At 35.9% G+C, this 20,047-nt stretch carries 14 protein-coding genes and 1 pseudogene; all 15 read left to right on the forward strand.

The window, feature by feature from the left end:
- Window position 1 precedes the first annotated feature (1 nt).
- On the forward strand, window positions 2–1,534 hold the full coding sequence (gene tssC, locus J3U14_RS04025) for a type VI secretion system contractile sheath large subunit (protein ID WP_267350500.1): 1,533 nt from the start codon (window positions 2–4) through the stop codon (window positions 1,532–1,534).
- A 52-nt stretch (window positions 1,535–1,586) separates the two neighbouring features.
- Window positions 1,587–2,939 (forward strand): type VI secretion system baseplate subunit TssK, encoded by a 1,353-nt coding sequence (gene tssK, locus J3U14_RS04030; RefSeq protein ID WP_267350497.1) that lies wholly within the window; start codon window positions 1,587–1,589, stop codon window positions 2,937–2,939.
- A gap of 9 nt (window positions 2,940–2,948) precedes the next feature.
- Complete coding sequence (tssL, locus tag J3U14_RS04035) at window positions 2,949–3,614, forward strand: type VI secretion system protein TssL, short form (RefSeq protein WP_267350495.1); 666 nt, start codon at window positions 2,949–2,951, stop codon at window positions 3,612–3,614.
- A gap of 11 nt (window positions 3,615–3,625) precedes the next feature.
- On the forward strand, window positions 3,626–5,386 hold the full coding sequence (locus J3U14_RS04040) for an OmpA family protein (protein ID WP_267350493.1): 1,761 nt from the start codon (window positions 3,626–3,628) through the stop codon (window positions 5,384–5,386).
- Between the two features lie 35 nt (window positions 5,387–5,421).
- On the forward strand, window positions 5,422–5,910 hold the full coding sequence (locus J3U14_RS04045; protein ID WP_065559516.1) for an Hcp family type VI secretion system effector: 489 nt from the start codon (window positions 5,422–5,424) through the stop codon (window positions 5,908–5,910).
- A 70-nt stretch (window positions 5,911–5,980) separates the two neighbouring features.
- A complete protein-coding gene (tssH, locus tag J3U14_RS04050) occupies window positions 5,981–8,851 on the forward strand; it encodes a type VI secretion system ATPase TssH (RefSeq protein WP_267350491.1) in 2,871 nt (956 codons plus the stop codon).
- A gap of 585 nt (window positions 8,852–9,436) precedes the next feature.
- Window positions 9,437–9,703, forward strand: a complete 267-nt coding sequence (locus tag J3U14_RS04055) for a PAAR domain-containing protein (protein ID WP_267350490.1) — start codon at window positions 9,437–9,439, stop codon at window positions 9,701–9,703.
- Between the two features lie 4 nt (window positions 9,704–9,707).
- The gene (locus J3U14_RS04060) at window positions 9,708–10,832 is read left to right on the forward strand and encodes a hypothetical protein (RefSeq protein WP_267350488.1); all 1,125 of its coding nucleotides are present in this window, start codon (window positions 9,708–9,710) and stop codon (window positions 10,830–10,832) included.
- A gap of 19 nt (window positions 10,833–10,851) precedes the next feature.
- The gene (locus J3U14_RS04065) at window positions 10,852–14,193 is read left to right on the forward strand and encodes an ImcF-related family protein (RefSeq protein WP_267350486.1); all 3,342 of its coding nucleotides are present in this window, start codon (window positions 10,852–10,854) and stop codon (window positions 14,191–14,193) included.
- Between the two features lie 21 nt (window positions 14,194–14,214).
- Window positions 14,215–15,831: a type VI secretion system protein TssA gene (tssA, locus tag J3U14_RS04070; protein ID WP_267350485.1), complete on the forward strand. Its 1,617-nt coding sequence runs from the start codon at window positions 14,215–14,217 to the stop codon at window positions 15,829–15,831.
- Between the two features lie 97 nt (window positions 15,832–15,928).
- Window positions 15,929–17,692: a type VI secretion system baseplate subunit TssF gene (gene tssF, locus J3U14_RS04075; protein ID WP_267350483.1), complete on the forward strand. Its 1,764-nt coding sequence runs from the start codon at window positions 15,929–15,931 to the stop codon at window positions 17,690–17,692.
- A complete protein-coding gene (tssG, locus tag J3U14_RS04080) occupies window positions 17,656–18,717 on the forward strand; it encodes a type VI secretion system baseplate subunit TssG (RefSeq protein WP_267350481.1) in 1,062 nt (353 codons plus the stop codon). The genes tssF and tssG overlap by 37 nt, the downstream gene beginning before the upstream one ends.
- 2 nt (window positions 18,718–18,719) lie before the next feature.
- Window positions 18,720–19,235 carry a type VI secretion system lipoprotein TssJ gene (gene tssJ / locus J3U14_RS04085; RefSeq protein WP_267350479.1) on the forward strand — a complete coding sequence of 172 codons (516 nt, stop codon included), beginning with the start codon at window positions 18,720–18,722 and terminating at the stop codon, window positions 19,233–19,235.
- A complete protein-coding gene (tssE, locus tag J3U14_RS04090; RefSeq protein ID WP_267350477.1) occupies window positions 19,236–19,661 on the forward strand; it encodes a type VI secretion system baseplate subunit TssE in 426 nt (141 codons plus the stop codon).
- A 25-nt stretch (window positions 19,662–19,686) separates the two neighbouring features.
- Window positions 19,687–20,047: pseudogene (locus J3U14_RS04095) on the forward strand (hypothetical protein); the annotation flags it as partial.

Here is a 20,047-nt window from a genome sequence, read left to right on the forward strand (position 1 = left end):
AATGAACGTACAAAAACAAAGCAATGCTAGTAAAGCAACCGTAGTAGAAGAGAATGGTAGTGTTTACCAATCTTTATTCGATAAAATCAATCTAAGTCCAATCAAAAAAGCGGGTGAAATTGATAAATTTGAAGATAATGAAGTATTATTTGAAGCTTCACAAGATGAACGTGTCACAATGGCAATCAATATTTTATTAAAATTGATTCAAAGTTCATCGCAAAAGATTGAAAAATTAGATAAACACCTATTAGATTATCACATCAGTCAAATAGACCAAAAATTAAGTCGTCAACTTGATGCTATTATGCATCACGAAACGTTCCAAGAAATCGAAGGAACATGGCGTGGTTTAAAATTCTTAGTTGACCGTACTGATTTCCGTCGTAATGTCAAAATTGAACTTTTAGATGTTTCAAAAGAAGATCTTCGCCAAGATTTCGAAGATGCGCCAGAAATTATCCAAACAGGTTTCTATCGTCATACCTATATTCAAGAATATGACACACCGGGTGGCGAACCAATTGGTGTAACAATTTCAAATTATGAGTTTGATCGTAGTTCACAAGACATCTCATTGTTACGTAATATTTCTAAAGTTGCAGCTGCTGCACACATGCCATTTGTAAGCTCTGTTGGTCCAAAATTCTTTGGTAAAGAAACCATGGAAGAAGTTGCTGCAATTAAAGATATTGGCAACTATTTCGACCGTGCAGAATACACCAAATGGAACAGCTTCCGTGAAACTGATGATTCACGTTACATCGGCTTAACTTTACCAAGAGTACTTGCTCGTCTGCCTTATGGACCAGATACAATTCCAGTACGTAGCTTCAATTATGTTGAAGATGTTAAAGGACTTGATCACAACCGTTATTTATGGACTAATGCATCTTATGCGTTTGCAGCAAACATGACTCAAAGCTTCATTCGTAATGGTTGGTGTGTACAAATTCGTGGACCGCAAGCAGGTGGACTAGTTGAAGATTTACCAATTCACCTTTATGATTTAGGTACTGGTAATCAAGTAAAAATTCCTACCGAAGTGCTTATCCCTGAAACACGCGAATTTGAATTTGCTAATTTAGGATTCATCCCATTATCTTTCTATAAAAACAGAGATTATGCATGTTTCTTCTCTGCGAACTCAACGCAAAAACCAGCACTTTATGATACAAAAGAAGCAACAGCAAACAGCCGTATTAATGCTCGTTTACCTTATATCTTCTTATTGTCACGAATTGCTCACTACTTAAAAGTTATTCAACGTGAAAATATCGGTGCAACTAAAGACCGCCGTATGTTAGAACTTGAATTAAATAAATGGATAAGCAACCTTGTCACTGAAATGACAGATCCAAGTGATGAAGTTCAAGCGGCTCACCCATTAAGAGAAGCAAAAGTCATTGTTGAAGATATTGAAGATAATCCAGGATTCTTCCGTGTTAAAACATTCTTAATTCCTCATTTCCAAATCGAAGGAATGGATATTAATTTATCAATGGTATCACAGATGCCAAAAGCTAAATCATAAGTATTAGCTTTTACTTGATTTCATTAATATCTTTTAAGGAGTGTTAGGACACATGAAAATATTTCGTCCTTTATGGAATGAAGGCGTCTTTCTGACGCCTCAACAATTTCAACAACAAGCGTTGTGGGATCAATTCACTTCACAAAAATTAGCCACTCTAGCGGTGGCTAACCCATGGGGAATTGAAAACCTATCTATTGATTTGCAGGCACTAACCTTCGATCGATTACAAGCAGAATCAATAAGTATCCGATTTTCTGATGGTGTTGTCATCAATACGGATATAGCAGATAAACTACCGGAAGCGAGAATATTAAATACCGATATACCTGTCGAGCTTGAAGAAGTAACCGTTTTTATTGGTATACCGTTACTACAAGCCAACGGGGGTAACTGTTTACAAGAAAATCAACGTCTTGAACGCCCACTGCGTTATAGACAAGATTGGGTAGAAGTTACAGATTTATTGGGGCAAAATGTCGAAACTATAGCTGTAGAGCATTATGCGTTAACATTCTTATTTGATTTTGAAAATCAAAGTGATTATCTAACCTGTCCTATAGCACGATTAAAACGAGATCTTAACGGGCGATTTGTACTGGATCAAGAATATCTTCCACCAATGTTAAACCTGCATACACAAAGTGGAACATTAGTTAAAGAACTTGAATTATTATGTGTTCAAATGCAAGCCAAACGGCAACATTTAACAGGAATGCGTCATGAGCGAAATCAACAAATGGCAGAATTTGCCACCGCTGATGTGTCATTATTCTGGTTGTTAAATGCATTAAATACTTATGAGCCTCAACTCAAATTTTTGCGTGATAATCCAACGATTCATCCTGAAAAGCTTTATCAAACATTAATAGCACTAACCGGTGCATTATTAACTTTCTCGCTTTTAAATAATGTAGATGGTATTCCAGCTTATCAACATAATAATCTTAATGAAGTTTTCCCTCCATTATTTGGATTAGTACGCAACTTACTGGAAGAAAGCTTACCTTCTCGAGTAATTAAAATTGAATTGGTTCATGACAAAGACACACTATGGACAGGACGATTAAATGACTCACGTCTTGTTGAAGATGCTGATTTCTATCTTTCTGTTCGTTCAAGTATGCCTGGTCATCAATTACAATCGCGGTTCCCAATCTTATGTAAAGCAGGTGCACCTGATGATGTTAGACAAATCATTCATTCTGCGTTATCTGGTATTCCAATTAAAGCATTGAGCCATGTTCCGGCAGCTATACCGGTACGTTTGGATAATCAATATTTTGCACTAGATCTTTCACATGAAGCGGCCAAAAATATGTTGCTTACACGCTGTTGTGAATTTTATGTACCACGTGCAATGCCTGATATTTCTTTGGAATTGTTTGCCGTATTGCGGTCATAGGATCAAATTATGAGTATAGAATCAAAACCAATTGTTATTGATGAATTATTACGAGATTCCATCTTAGTTGTAGTGCAGTTAAAAGCTAAAGCTGATATTCCATCAGGACATAAATTGTACGAAATTTGTAAACAACAAGTTATAACCGTACGAGAAAAATTACATCAAGCGCAGTATAGCCAAGATGTAATTGATGATATCAGTTATGCTTTATGTGCTTTATTAGATGAAACTGTATTACTTTGTCATCGAGATAATCCGAAAAATCAAGACTATGATGAATGGTTAGGTTCGCCATTACAAGTTATCTATTTTAACACGCACAGCGCGGGTGATGATCTATTCGATAAAATTCGTTCTCGCTTAAAAGCTGATAAAAAAGAAGGAATTGTTTTAGCTTGTTTTGACCGAGTATTAGGACTTGGTTTCCAAGGCTGTTATCTTGATAGACCTCAAATGGAACGAGAGCACCTGATACTCGCGCTACGTGAAGCTCTACGAGAATATGAGCCAGAACAATCATATCCAATCATTGAACAGACCAAAACATATCGTTATCAGTTTAGAAAAACCATTCTACTAGCTTGTACTGTCGTATCGGTTATTGTCGTTATTGGGCTTTACTTTTTATTGGATAATCAACTAGACAACTTGGTTAAGCAACTTGTTGGTTAAAAAGGTTTATTATGAGCGATTACCCTAAGCGCATTCAAATTATATATGCAGTCGTATTGAGTTTATTATTATTGTTTGTTTTCCTACCAATAACAATTGGCTGGAAAATACTTGGATCGATTCTCGTCTTTGCTATTGCCGGAGGTTTTCTTTGGCAAATGCGACGTTATCGACGAGTGCTAGCATCATCAACAGCAAATATCCAATTTTTAACTCAAAAACTTGATTTATTACCGGCAAGACAGCGTTATCGTTTACCAATACTCATGGTTACGGGTAGCGCGGCTAAAGATTTTTTTCCTGATGATTTATCGCTTGCCGAATCTAATGTATTAGTTTCGTCTGAAGCAGTTTGGATCTACGTTGATGAATTTTCACATCTACCGATAGTTTACGATTCATTAGTGGCGAAATGGCCTGATATGCTTGGTCGTGTAGGTATTTTCCTTGCCTTAACACCAGAAACAGAAGACAAACAGGGCTTATTCGTAGCTAAACTACAAGCATTTCGTCAATCATGGGTGGACACTTGTCGAATAGCTAAATACCAAATGCCTGTTTATCTTTCAACACATGTTGGACTGAACGACTTAATCTATGATGAAAATAACCCATTACCTGTATATTGGTTTCAATTATTAAATCAAAAATTATACTTGTTAGATCGTTATTTGTCGCCAATTACAAATTGGGTTAATGACATCAAAATTCCAACAGATGAACGTGAACGACGATTAAGACTTCGACCATTTTTAAGTGAAACAGAAAGTTGGATTGAAGACGTAGTATTAACCACTTTAGTTAATGACAAGCAACCTATTGCTAAATGTGTACCGACTGGTGTAGCAATCTATCCTACCAATCAATCGATTGTTCACGATAATCTCATGAAAAAAATATGGGAAAATGCGACAAGTTTATCATTACCAAATACGCATAAAATACAAGACGGTGTCACCCCGCCAGATGCATTAGTTAAATTTATGCCAATTGCATACCCATTTTCGCCTATTAGTTCCATGATCTGTGGTTTAATCATGATCACATCATTATTTTTAATGGGAAGTATGGGAGCGTCATTTTGGAATAACATCAAATTAATCGATAGAATTCAGAATGATATTCATCATTACCATTTAGTTCCAATGGGCAATTATGATGAGAAAAAAGAGGCACTTGAAGTACTACGAAATGATAAAACAATGCTAAATGAATACTATGCTAAAGGTGAACCTATTCGTTTAGGAATGGGATTATATCGTGGATTACAGCTTGTTGAACCGCTCAATGTAGCCATGAGTGACTACGTAGCAAAACCACCAGAGCCTGAAAAAGTAATCGTTGAAAAAACCCAGGTTATTGTTAAAGAACCACCTCCGCCAATTCGTCTAGATAGCTTGGCGTTATTTGAAAGTGGACAAGCAAGTCTAAAATCGGGTTCAGAAAAAGTACTAATTAATGCATTAATGGAAATACAAAAACAGATTAATGCAAATCCTGGTACAGGTTGGTTAATGATCATAACGGGTCATACCGACTCAGTTGGCGATGAAACCAAAAATCAACAACTATCATTTAATCGAGCCATGTCAGTACGTGATTGGATATTAAAAGCGAGTGACATACCAGAAACCTGTTTCGCCATCCAAGGGTATGGTGCAAAAAAACCTTTAGTGGATAACGATACTCCAGAAAATCGTGCAAAAAACCGAAGGGTAGAAATAAATTTAGTTCCTCAAGCGTCAACATGTATTTTGACGAATGAAAACTAAGAGTGTGAAACAAAAACAATAAAAGGAGATAAACAATGGCTGTACCAGCTTATATGTTTTTAAAAGATGACGGCGGTGCCGAAATCAAAGGTTCTGTAACCGTTGTTGGTCGTGAAGGAAGTGTAGAAGTGGTTGAATTCGATCACCGAGTATACATCCCAACCGATGGTAATACAGGTAAATTAACAGGAACTCGTGTACATAAAGCACTTGAATTTGTTAAAGAAGTTGATGCATCTTCACCTTACCTATACAAAGCTGTAACTACTGGTCAAAACTTAAAATCAGTTGAGATCAAATGGTACAAAATCAACGATGCAGGACAAGAAGTTGAATATTTCAATACATTAATGGACGGTGTAAAAGTCGTATCTGTTAAACCTGAAATGCACAACATCAAAGACCCAACGAAAGAACAATACAACCACTTAGAACGTATTGAACTTCGTTATGAAAAAATTACTTGGACTTATAAAGATGGCAACATCATCCACTCAGACAGCTGGGTAGAAAGCCGAGGTTAATTTTAACTTACACAGTCCCTATTTATAGGGGCTGTATTTATTTTATTTAAGATTAAGGAAAGAAATAGTAATGATAGCTGATCCCTCTGTTTTATTAAGACGACTAAATCCGTACTGTGCGAAATCGCTTGAAGCTGCGGCTGGATTATGCCAAACACGAGCACATACCGAAATTACACTTGAACATTGGTTATTAAAATTACTAGAACAGGGTTCAGGTGACATAACGATAATTTCAAGACATTATCAACTCGATATGGATAAAATTTGGACTGGATTACTCAATTATCTAGACGCACTACCGCATACTATTAACACAAAACCAAGTTTATCGCCATCGTTGATAGCTGTAATGCAATCAGCATGGTTAAAAGCGTCGCTAGAAAATCATGAAGAAGTTATTCGCTCAGTTCATATATTGCAAGCATTGCAAGAAATGCCACATTGCTTAAAAGCTCAAGATGCATGGCAACTACTTAGTTTATCGCCGGTTTCATTGCAAAAAATGCGATTACAATTGGATGAAACTTCGGACGAAAACCCAGCTAACCAATACAGCTATCAATCCGATACAGCGATCAGCGCTACAGACAGTTTTGGTATTGATTCAACAGCGAACTCAACAATCGCTGCAAACAAAACACAAAAAAACGATGCGAATGATGCTACAAATAATAATGATAAACAAATCGCTCAACAAAAGCATCATCAAGCGGCGCTTGAACGTTTTACCGAAAATGTCACTGAAAAAGCCAAATCAGGTAAAATTGATCCCGTTTTTGGTCGTGACAGTGAAATCAGACAAATGGTCGATATTCTATCCCGTCGTCGTAAAAATAACCCAATTCTTGTCGGTGAACCAGGGGTAGGTAAAACTGCGCTAGTTGAAGGTTTAGCACTTCGAATTGCTGAAGGAAACGTACCAAAAAATCTTGCGGATGTTAGCATCCTAACGTTAGATCTTGGATTATTACAAGCTGGAGCTGGCGTAAAAGGTGAATTTGAACAAAGATTAAAAAATGTGATTGATGCTGTTCAACAGTCTCCAACCCCAATATTGCTATTTATTGACGAAGCTCATACTATTATCGGCGCAGGTAATTCAGCCGGTGGCGCAGATGCGGCAAACTTACTAAAACCTGCATTAGCACGTGGAGAACTACGCACTATTGCAGCGACAACATGGTCTGAATACAAACAATATTTTGAAAAAGATGCCGCTTTAGAGCGTCGTTTCCAAATGGTCAAAGTAGACGAACCTGATGACGATCGAGCATGTTTAATGTTGCGTGGCTTAAAATCACGTTATGCTAAACACCATGGTGTACATATCCTAGACGAAGCTGTCAAAACAGCCGTTTCACTATCAAGACGTTATATCAGTGGACGTCAACTGCCCGATAAAGCGGTTGACCTGCTTGATACAGCGTCAGCACGTGTACGTATGGGGCTAGATACGATACCAGAATCAATTACACAGCTTGAAGCTAAAATTGCTTCACTAAAAATTGAACAAGATGCAATTAACGCAGATCTGGCATTAGGTGAAAATTTAACGAGCGATCGCTTAAAAGAAATAGACATCCAGTTAGCCAAACTACAAGACAAATTAACTATTCAACAAACTCAATTTGAAAAAGAGAAAAAACAAATTGAAACATTGATAGAATTACGTCAAAAACTGACGAATAAATCAGATAGCAAGCTACTTAAAAAACTCAGCGATGCTCAGCAAGAATTAAATGAGCTACAAGGTCATAACCCATTACTTTCACTTGATGTTGACAGTCGCACAGTCTCATCCGTTATATCAGACTGGACAGGTGTTCCATTAGAAAGTTTACTAAAAGATGAGCAAAGCCATTTACTTGCGCTTGAAGATGATTTACGTCAACGTGTTGTGGGACAAGATAATGCCCTGTTTGAATTAGCTAAACGTATTCGTGCAGCAAAAACTGGACTGACATCTGAAGATGCACCAATGGGCGTATTTTTATTAGTTGGTCCGTCAGGTGTTGGTAAAACCGAAACAGCTTTAGCATTAGCAGATACCCTATTTGGTGGTGAACAATCACTGGTAACCATTAACATGTCAGAATACCAAGAAGCGCACACCGTATCACAACTTAAAGGATCACCTCCGGGATACGTAGGTTATGGTCAAGGTGGGGTATTAACCGAAGCCGTTCGAAAACGACCATACAGTGTTGTGTTACTGGACGAAGTTGAAAAAGCACATCGTGATGTACTTAACTTATTCTATCAAGTCTTTGATCGTGGCTTTATGCGTGACGGTGAAGGTCGTGAAATCGATTTCCGTAATACCTTAATATTAATGACATCTAATTTAGGTAGTGATGAGCTTATGGCGCTTTTCGAAGAAATGCCAGATGCCGATATTGCGACACAACAAGAACTTCTACGTCCGATCATTCGTGAACATTTCCAACCGGCATTATTAGCACGTTTCCAAACAGTAATCTATACACCACTTGGTAAAGACGCATTACGCAAAATTGTTGAAATGAAACTCAATAAAGTTGCCAGCCGACTACAAAAACATTACAAAATTGTATTTAATGTGGGCGAAAAACTTTACGACACTTTGGTATCAGCGTGTTTACTACCAGATACAGGTGCACGAAACATTGACAGTATCTTAAATCAACAAATTTTACCTGTGGTATCAAATTTATTACTACAACGAAGCAGTACAACTAACAATCAAGTACCAACGTTAATCCTTGATTTTGACGAATCAGAAGGAATCGTACTTGAATGGGAAAGTGAGCAAACTAAAGCAAAATCTGCTAAAACAAAATCAGTTGAAACCAAACAGGCAGAAGCTAAGCCTGCTAAAGCTAAGACGGTTAAAACAACTAAAGCTAAACAAGCAGAAAATACTAAAGATAAGAAAGAGAAGGCTACCAAAAAAGCCTAATAAGTAAGTAAAACGTTAACGAATAAAATCGTTAGCGTTTTACAAAATGATAAAACAGTGAAAGTGTTCATCAATCTTTTCGGTTAACATTATCTTAGTAAAATTGTAGCGATACTGAATGATGTCACACATGATTTTGATGTTAGGTTGAAGTATGAATGCTTTTTACTAATTTCTGTTTTAATGAATTGAAATTTATGAATATTTTAATTTTACATGATATTAAACAATTACTTATATCACCAATAATAAACTTCAAAATAAGAATTATATACCAACAAATAATAAATTAATTATGGTGATTAAAAGCTGACTAATATAAAAGAAAATACTTTGGCTAAAGTAATAATTAAAAATAAATAGTGATTCATAGCAAACAGTTATAAAAATAAAATTGTAATAATAGTGTTAGTTAATAACCCAAAAATAATGTTATTTGCATATAAATTATAACTTAAGGGTATTAACTCGATACTGATAATGAACATAAAGTGATCGAAAAAAATTAATTTGCAAATTTTATACAATATCCGATGGTTGCATAAAAAATGAAACACCAATAAATGAATAATAAAGGAATGAAAGATGGCTAAAAATGTAGTGAGATTAGGTGATCCGACTACTCATGGAGGTAATGTAATTACTGCTTCATCCACCATGATTGTTGAAGGCAAACCCGTTGCTTTAGTCGGTGATTTGGTAAGTTGCCCAAAAAAAGGGCACGGAGTCAATCCTATTATTGAAGGTGTTGAAAGAAGTTATTCGGATGGAAAGCAAGTCGTCGTAGATCAATGTGCTTGTGCCTGTGGCTGTAAAGTAATTTCGACAATTAGTACATCGGAGATGGAATAATATTATGTCTTGGCCTAAACCAAATGTTACAAATATAGTAAAACAACCTATAAGTTTTAGTCGTGCAAAATGGGGAATTTTTTTTGTTGTATTAATTATAATTACCGCGTTAATACTTGCAGCCTTATGGCCAGATAAAAGCTTTGCGACTCAATTCACTTACTGGGCTGGCGTAATTTTAATACCAACTATAATTGGAGGTTCGGCATTTGGCGTACGAATATATCTTTATGGTTTAGCACAAGAAGAATATGAAATATGGCAAAATGAACAACAAACTATTGATAATAATTGGCAAAATTGGGCAATGAAATCATTAGTTGTTCTTGAAAGTTATTATTATTTAGTTAGTAATGTCAATGCAAGAAAAATATTCGATGATGAGATCAATATAGATTCTCAGATCAACAAATCGCTTGAATTTGAAGAAACATTTGAATTGAAGCACAAGCTTGAAGATCTATTCATCAAATTTAATAAAATACTGGCTCTATTGCCTAAATCTGAAACATTGCATATTACAGTTTATTCATCAGACAAGTCTTATCAACCTATTGATAACGAAATAAATCAAGCTATTCGAGCATCTAACATAGAAAATAAATTTACTTTACAACAGCAAATTCTTTTTCGTAACACTAATATAAAAAAAATAGTAGAAAATATTGATACACCAGATTCAGGTTTAGAGCTAATTATAATTAATAATCAAAAATCAGAAGGGTCTGCTTTTTTGGCCAGTTTTTTACTGCTTAATAAAGACTATTACGAAGATTTAAAATTGGATTTTGCAAAGATAGAAATCTTAAGACCAATGATTGCTAATGATTTAGAAGAAGGTCTGAATCAAATGGTCGAAATGCAAAGTGCACTTAAAACAATAAATCAACTTTGGGTAACCAATATAAGTAATAAACAAAAAGCTGATGTGGCTAAAGAATTAACGCTACATGAGATTTCACCAGAACATATATATTCACTTGAAAGTTTTGTCGGTAAGTCAACAGAACTTACTTATTGGTTAGCATTAGCACTTACATGTGAAATGATGAGTATAACTCAGAACAATAATTTAATTGTTTCAGAAAGCCAACACCAATGGCAATTTTCTGTGATAAAAAATGTATAAAAAAGGAAAGGTGTGTTAAATGAGAAATAAATGGAAACGAATTGGATTAATTTTCATTATTTTATTAGGGGCCATATCAATAGCTATAGGACTATCTATTTGGGGTGATGACCTAGGTTACAAAACATTAGGACATAAAATAGAAATTTGGATATATTGTATGCTATTTTTATTAGGCTTACTTTTAACGCCTTCCATAATAACGAATAGTCGACGACTAGCAGCAAAAGATAAAGCGAAAAGAGAATCACTTAATCCTGCTGAAACAGATAAAAAAACGAAAAAAGTAATTCCATTTTCAGAATTTATCGATATACAAAAAAAATGTCGTTACATTACAGGTATATTTTGGCGCTACAAAATTCGTAAATGTCTGGTTCTTGGAAAATCAAATGACATAGAAAGCGTTTTTCCTCGCTTACCTCAAGAACAATGGCAATTGAATGATAAGACATTAGTGATTTATGGTGGAGATATTGAAGATGAACTTAATATCCCATGGTTACAAGCTTTAAAAAAACACCTTTCTCGGTTTTTGCCATTTTCACGAAAACCATTAAATGCGGTAATTTGGGTGGTGCCTAAAAATTATCTTGTCAATAACCGTCAACAACAATCAATTATTGAAAAGGCAGTATTACAATTTAAATCTCGAGATAAAATTTTAAAGTGGTCTTCGCCGCTTTATCTTATCTCAACGGAAGAAACCGAATGGTCACAAGCAGGACGAATCGAGCAAAGCGTTGGTCTGATATTTCCTACATTAAATAAAGAATCAATGGATTCTGTGGTGTTATCACTTAATCAACTAGCTTCAGAATGTAGCAAACGTGGTATACAGCAAATTAAAGAAAAAACGACATATTCGTTTTTACTTAAATTAAGTCAAGATTTAGTAAAAGGTAATATTACTAATATTCAACGTTATTTAAGTTCATTGACAGCACTTCCCTATTCGCCACGAATACGTGGATTATTTTTTACACCACATCAAGTCTTATCCAATGATGAAATCCCGTACTTAAATAACTATTTGACTATGACGCCAACATGGGAATCGATCAGTGAAGATGCAAAGTTACAGTCAGGTCGACGAATGGGCATTCAATGGGGACTAATTATTAACTGCGCGATATTAGGTGCAATACTCGTTACGGGAGTAGGATTAATCACATCCTATCTTCAAAATGCATTTCTTATTAACGGAAGTATTGAACTGGCAAAACAAGCTGATGATTCGGTAAATAAAAATTATAAGACAAAATTACAGACACAATTTGAATTGCAACAACGCATTGAGCAATTATTACATCGTAAACAACATGGTGCACCATTATCGTATCGATTTGGATTAAACCATAATGATCAGCTACTCAGTAAATTATGGCTTACTTATAAAGTTACCAACTCACGCAATATTGCAACACCATTCCATACGTTAATGACTGACTACTTAACGCTATTAACAGAACTTCCACCGGATAGTCCTGAACGTTTGAAATTAGTAGATTCTGCATATGACTTTTTAAAAGCTTATTTAATGCTAAGTCATCCCGATAAAAGCGATGGTATATATTTAAGCCAGTTTGCCTCAGATAAATGGCGAGCACCGGAAGGTATTAGTGATGGAGATTGGCAACGACTAATGCCCGATCTTGTCCGTTTTTGGGGACAAGTCTTAAAAAATAATCCTAACTGGGCATTACAAGAAGATAAACGTTTAGTAAATGGCGTACAAAAAATATTAATTAATAAAATTGGTGTTCAAAATGCTGTTAATACGCTTTATCAAGACATAATTCAACGTGCAAGTCAGCAATACAATAACCTAAATTTAAATCAACTGCTTGATGGTATTGACAGTAATATACTTTTTATCAATGATGTAGAAGTACCTGGTATATTTACCCGAAAAGCATGGGAAGAAACCATTAAAGATGAGATAAATGATGCGGCTAAATCACGCAAAGAACAAATTGACTGGGTATTAGGGGAAGGGAGCCAAAGCAATTTAATTGCCTCAATATCACCTAATGTATTAAAACAGCAGTTGAAAGATCGCTACTTTAGTGAATATGGAGCATCATGGGCTTATTTTCTAAATAACATCCAATGGCAGCCAGCTAACAATGTTTCTGATGTCATTGAACAGTTAACGTTACTCGCTGATAATCGCCAATCACCACTAATTGCACTTATCAATGTAGTTAAATATCAATCTGAAGTTGATTATTCAGGTGATGGCATATCGGATAATTTAATTCGTACTGCTCAACAAATTATGGGCAAAAGAAACCAATCTATTATTCCTATAGCCAATAATGAAGCATCGGGGCCTTTAACAGCTACTTTTTCACCAATTGTAAATCTAATAAAAAATGAAAACAGTAATAGTCTTTCATTACAGACTTACTTATCTCGAGTAACACAAGTTCGCTTAAAATTACAAAATGTGACCAATAGCGCCGATCCTAAAGCAATGATGCAAGGACTTGCAAAAAGCGTATTTAAAGGGACTTCAGTTGACTTAACCGAAACTCGAGATTATGGAAATCTAATTGCAGCTAATTTAGGTAATGAATGGTCAGGTTTTGGTCATAGCTTATTTAAACAACCGCTTGAGCAGTCTTGGCAGGTAGTATTAACACCTGCAACAGAAAGTTTTAATGAAATTTGGCAAAATTACATTGTCAATCAATGGGAAAAGTCATTTGCGGGTCGTTATCCATTCAAAAATAGTGAAAATGAAGCATCATTAGCTGAACTTGCTCGTTTTTTACGAAGTGATACTGGAATTATTGATAACTTTATTATAAATGAACTAAACGGTGTATTAGAAAAGAAAGGCGGACGTTGGATAGTCAATACCGTGAATGCTCAAGGTCTTAACTTCTCACCAAAATTTCTTGATGCATTAGAGTTATTTAATGATTTATCATCCGAATTGATCACATCAGGTGATGTAACCTTATCGTTCGATTTAATGCCACGTAGTGGTAACAAAATTGTTCGTACTGAATTAATCATCAATAAACAAAAACTAGAATACTTCAATCAAGCCCCAACATGGCAACGCTTCAATTGGCCAGGGGATGGCTATTCACCTTTTTCTCAACTCAGTTGGAGTTCTGATGAGGCAGGGTTAAAACTATTTGATTACTACAATGGTGATTGGGCACTTATAAGACTACTTGAAAAAGCATCTGTAAAAGCGCTTGATTCAAGTCGTTATGAACTAGTTTGGAAAGTATCTGACGAAGGTAAATTACGATATGTATTAAGGACACAATTGGGGCAAGGGCCACTAACGTTGTTAAAATTGCGTAATTTCACCTTACCAACCAGAGTATTTGAAAATTAATTAAAATGATGGAAAATTATTATGTTTAGCCAATTGTTAAATCGTTTATTTGGAACACAAGATTCAACTGAATCAGTCAAAAAAAATTTAACCCAACAATGGGCGGATTGGCTAGAACCAATTAGTCCAGAAAAACCTACAGGTGAAGATTTAACTTACCACGATACTTTTCAAGAAATAAAAGAAGAAATCGCCAAACTATCAGGTATTGATTATGAATTGATCGTCACTGAAAGTGAAAACATATTAAAACAGAGCAGTAAGGATATTCGAGTGGCAACTTATTATTGCCTAGCCCGATTACATCTTGACGGCGCAGAAGGATATGCGGACGGTGTTGAATTATTAGCCGGCTTACTTGAAAAATTCGGAACAAATATTTATCCATCACGGCATAATGTCCGCAAAAATGCGATTGAATGGTTGGCTAATGCAAAATTTATTGATCAACTTACCCAATTACAACCAATTTCTGACGAATGCCTGTCACGTATCATTGTTGCATTAAATGAATTAGATAGCACAATCAAAACACTTTTTGTCAGTGAAAACCCTGATCAAGCTATTGAAGCACCTGATTTATCAGCTCTCGTACATTTTTTTAGTAATAACTTAAAACAACAAGTTAGAAGTTCACAACCAGAAGAATCGACATCGTCATCATCTTTAGCTTCGTCTGAAACAACTGCCGAATCTTTTCCAAAAATGACAGATGTCAAAATTGGTTCTCAACGAGATTTACTGGATCAAGCTCGTAAAATGGCGGCTTTTTTACGCGAAAAGCCAGAAGGATATCTTGCTGCTGGTCGTTTTTTACGAATATTACGTTGGGATACCATTGTCGATTTACCGCCAGCAGATCATCGAGGACGTACTCGCTTACCGGCGCCAAGAGCAGAACTAAAACAAAATATTAGTCGATTAATAATTCAACAGCAGTGGTCTGAACTATTTGAGCGTGTAGAAGCTGCATTCATGGAAGGTGCTAATCATTTTTGGTTAGACCTTCAGCGAGCAACGATTATGTCACTACAAAAAATGGGGGCACCACATCAAGCTTGGGCGGATATATTTCTAACTGATATAGGTTTGATGTTAGAAAGATTGAATGGCATAGAACGGCTTTCATTCGATAATGGCACACCTTTTGCCGATGATGAAACACTTAGTTGGATTGCAACCAATGCAAGAATTCATCATTTAGATGAAGGTGACAGTATTGCGCCAATATCGATTTCTGGTGAAAACGATTGGAACGAAATAGAAAAACAAGCATACGAATTAGCGCAGTCTGAAACGTTGGAAAAAGCATTTCAATGGTTACAAAATTTGCCAACATTACGCTCACCTAAACAGCGATATTTACTGCAATATACGCAAGCAAGAGTAGCTGAACAACTGGGTAAACAAGAAATTGCATTAAAATTATTGATTGGCTTAAATAACCAACAACAATCAATGACATTGCTTGACTGGGAACCAGAGCTAATCTTTGATGTTAAACGCTTTTTATTAAAGCTATTAAAGCAAAAAAATCAATTAAAAGATGGTATAAAAGTTGAATTATCAGAGAAAATAGATCTGTTACAACATGAATTAATGCAGCTTGATCCTGCACGGGCACTCAGCATGATGTAAAAAGGCAGTATCAAAAAACTAAATAATGAATAATACAAATTTTGTAATAAAAACAATTAACCAAGTGAAAATAACACAACAATGAAAGAGATTAACAATGGATGATTTAATTTTACGCTATTACGAATCGGAAATGCGATATTTGCGAGAAGCCGGAAAAGAATTTGCTAAAATACATCCTGATAGGGCAAGTTTTTTAAACTTAGATCGTGTCGGAGACCGTGACCCATATGTAGAACGATTATTTGAAGGTTTTGCCTTTTTAACAGGACGGTTACGCCAAAAAATTGATGACGATTTACCTGAACTAACAGAAAGCTTAGTCACCTTACTTTGGCCACATTATTTACGTTTAATTCCATCATTATCGATTGTCGAATTAACACCAAATTATACAACGCTATCACGTCAAGAAGTGATCCCTAAAGGCCTGCAAGTACAAACCGAGCCACTTGGACAAGTTGGCACTAAATGCCCATTTCGTACAACTCAAGAAGTGACTTTACAGCCAATAAAAGTTAATCAAGTGACTTTAGGGCTTAATCACGATGGACGAAGCATGATAACTATCCGTATAGGTTTTAGCGAATTGGCGGATAAAGAACAGTTAGATTTATCATGTTTACGCCTATACCTAAATGCTGATGCACCAATTGCATCAACTTTACATCATGCATTGACTCAGCAAGTAGGACAAATACATGTTCGTTACTCAGATGATCCAGAAACACGAGTTACGCTTGATGGAAAAATTACACCAGTAGGATTCAGTGAAGAAGATCGCCTATGGCTCAAACCAGATAATGCGTTTTCAGGATATCAACTACTATTGGAATATTTTGCATTTCGTGAAAAATTTATGTTTGTTGACTTACATGGTTTAAAAACAAGCAATATATCAGAAGCATGTACTTATATCGATATAGAATTAACGCTCAATCAAACATGGCCAAGCGACATGCCATTTGGGCATGATAACATTCGTTTGCATTGTGTCCCTGTTATCAACCTATTTGACATGGAAGCGGATCCCATTGTTGTTAATCAGCTAGAAAGTGAATACCTACTAAGACCACTGTTAAGACAGGACGGGCATATAGAAGTTTATTCAGTTGAAAATGTAGAAGCGATCACCAATGATGGACGATATCGTTATGTACCATTTACCAGCTTTAAACACCGTGGTGGAATGTTACGTCACGACGCACCAGAACGGTATTATCACACACGTGTGAGAAAAGGGCCTTCGGGGCTACATGACACATGGCTAATCTTAGGTGGAAAAATATGGGATAAAAACGAAATCCTTGAAACCGAAACTTTATCATTAAGAGTCACAGGAACCAATGGAATGCTACCACGTAAAGCACTACGCAATGCACGCATTCATAGTCTTCTTGATTCAAATAGTAGTATTGCCAAAGTACGCAATCTTTGTTCACCGACAATGCCTTGTTATCCGCCGACAGAAGATCGTTTTTATTGGCGAATATTATCGCATCTTGCACCAAATTACTTATCGTTAATGAATGCTGAAGTCTTACGAGGAACTTTAGCGCTATACGACTGGACGGACAACGAATTAAATAGAAGACGCCTTGAAGGCATAGTTGAGGTCACTCATCGCATGATTAAGCGAACCGTTAAAGGCATGTTACAACGGGGTATAGAAATTGAGGTCACTATCAATAGTTTTCAATTTTCGGGTGAGGGTGATGTCATGTTATTTGGTGAATTATTACATCAATTTTTTGCCTTATATGCCGATGTCAATTTATTTACGCAGTTGGTTATTATCAGTTTACCTACAGGAAACAAAATAGTATGGAATCAGAGCAAAGCATCGAAAACAGCCCTTTAATGCAAATGCTTGAAAAAGAACTGCCAAGAATCAATTTTTATCGTTTTTGTCAGTTACTTGAGCAAATGTATTCAGTAGATCCGATATTAGGGAAACATGAATCGCCTGCGGCTGATCCGTTACGATTTGCGCCTTCGGTGGATATGTCATTTCCGGCTAGTGAACTAAAATATATTGAGAAAGCACCTTATATCAACCGTCCAACAACGGTAAGAACGCGATTTTTAGGTCTATATGGTGTTGATGCCGTATTACCACTAGGTTTGATTGATAACATTATTCGTCGTGATGAAAACTATCAAGTTATGACTGACTTTCTTGACATGTTCAATCACAGAGTCATCACACAATTTTATCGCATTTGGTTAAAGTACCACTATCCGGCAAGCTACATAGAAGGAGGACGAGATCCCGTATCCCAATGTTTATTTGGTTTAATTGGGTTAGGAATCAAAGGTATAAGAGAGCAAATTGGCACGCCATTATCACGTTTTTTTGCATTACTTGGACTAATGTCACAAAAAACACGAACAGCAGAAGGGATTGTTGGACTTATTCGAGTTATGGTTGATGATGCCAAAGTTGATGTCAGTGAATTTTATCCTGTTTGGCAATCAATAGATAATCCTGCAAAATTAGGTGGAAAGGAACCTAATCGAATTGGGTTAGATGGTGGTGGAACATTGGGTTCACGCTTCAAAGAGTGCAATCAAAGTATTCATATTTCAATAACGCCACAACACGAACATCAAATTGCTGAATTATTGCCTGACGGACAATTATTCCATGACATCTTAGCATTATTACGCACTTATTTAGGCTATCGAGTAGATGCTAAAATAACGCTGTGTATTAAACGAATTTTTCTACCAAGAAGTCAATTAAAATCAAAAAATAGCAGATTAGGATTAACTGCATCTTTTAATAAAACTGACGAAAATAATCAACCCATTCAAGACGAAATCAAAGTCAATTTGGGAAGTTATTCAGGCGTTGATTATCGAGCATATCAAACAAAGGACTAAAAATGAGAATAATCAAAACATTAATTGCAAGTTTGTTAATTATTTCGCTAGCGGGCTGTGGTATTGCCCAAAGCGTAAGTGAAACAGCAGTTGAAATTACAGATTCTGTTTTTAAATGGAATGTCAGAACGTTACATTTAGATCTTAAAGCAAGAGCAGAACTCAATGTAGATGATGATAGTCGATCATCACCTGTTGTAATTCGCATTTATCAATTAAAAGATGTCGATAATTTCAATACAGCCACCTATCAAGAACTGGTTGATAATGATAGTGAAATCTTACAAGAAACATTGATTGAAAGTAAAGAAGTCGTATTAAAACCCGACACTGCTATTTCAATTGATATCCCATTTGACAAAAAAGCCGATGCGGTTGGAATTATAGCACTTTTCAAAGAGCCGAATTTAAAAGATAACACTTGGCGATTAGTCTTGGAGCGGGGTGATCTTTATATAACTGAACCACGTGAAATTATTGCTAGTCAATATACCATTAAACTTGTGGAAGAAAAGTAAATGAGCGCATCATTATATGACATCTTATATGGCTATTTCGAATCTGGCATCCCAGTGGATGATATAGACGAAAAAGAACAAACGATTATAAGTGTAATGGATAACATTGAACGTATCTTAAATAGTCGGGCAGGGGCTATTAACCATATGCCTGATTATGGGTTACCGGACATGTCTACTATCTTTCAAGCATTACCGTCATCAGCTTATGTATTAATGAGAGCTATAGAACAAACACTACTTATTTATGAACCACGACTTGAATCGATTAATATCAATATCGATGAAAAAAATAATGACTCAATGGTTCTCAGTTATGAATTAGTCTGTTATTTCAAAGAAGGTGGACTTGTTAAATACGGCACCTACTTTATGCCTGATGGCAAAGCACAATTAAGATATACCAAAAAAACGACACGTACTTAATGTCGAAAATACAAAGGAGTAACCCATGGCGAACAAAATAACCAGCCTTATCAATCAAGTCGGTGAAAGTTTACTGAATGAATTAATGGGCGAGGTCAGCCACAACCGCTACACCTTAACGGTTGATAATCTGATTTCGCCGGTTTCTGTTTTACACGTACAAGGTGATGAACAGCTCAACCAGCCATGGCATTACACCATTGACTTTACCAGCCCTGATAAAACCTTATCGCCCGATGATATACTCAACCAAAAAGCATCATTTTCGTTTAATCCTGCGGTTAAAAATGTGCTGGCAACGGCGATTCGTTCCCTAAGTGACCTGCCTGTTGAGAGTGACTTACGCAAAATATATGGCGTTATTACCCGTTTTAGTTTGTTATCGG

The sequence above is a fragment of the Gilliamella sp. B3801 genome (assembly GCF_026536645.1).
GTDB lineage: Bacteria > Pseudomonadota > Gammaproteobacteria > Enterobacterales > Orbaceae > Gilliamella > Gilliamella apicola_I.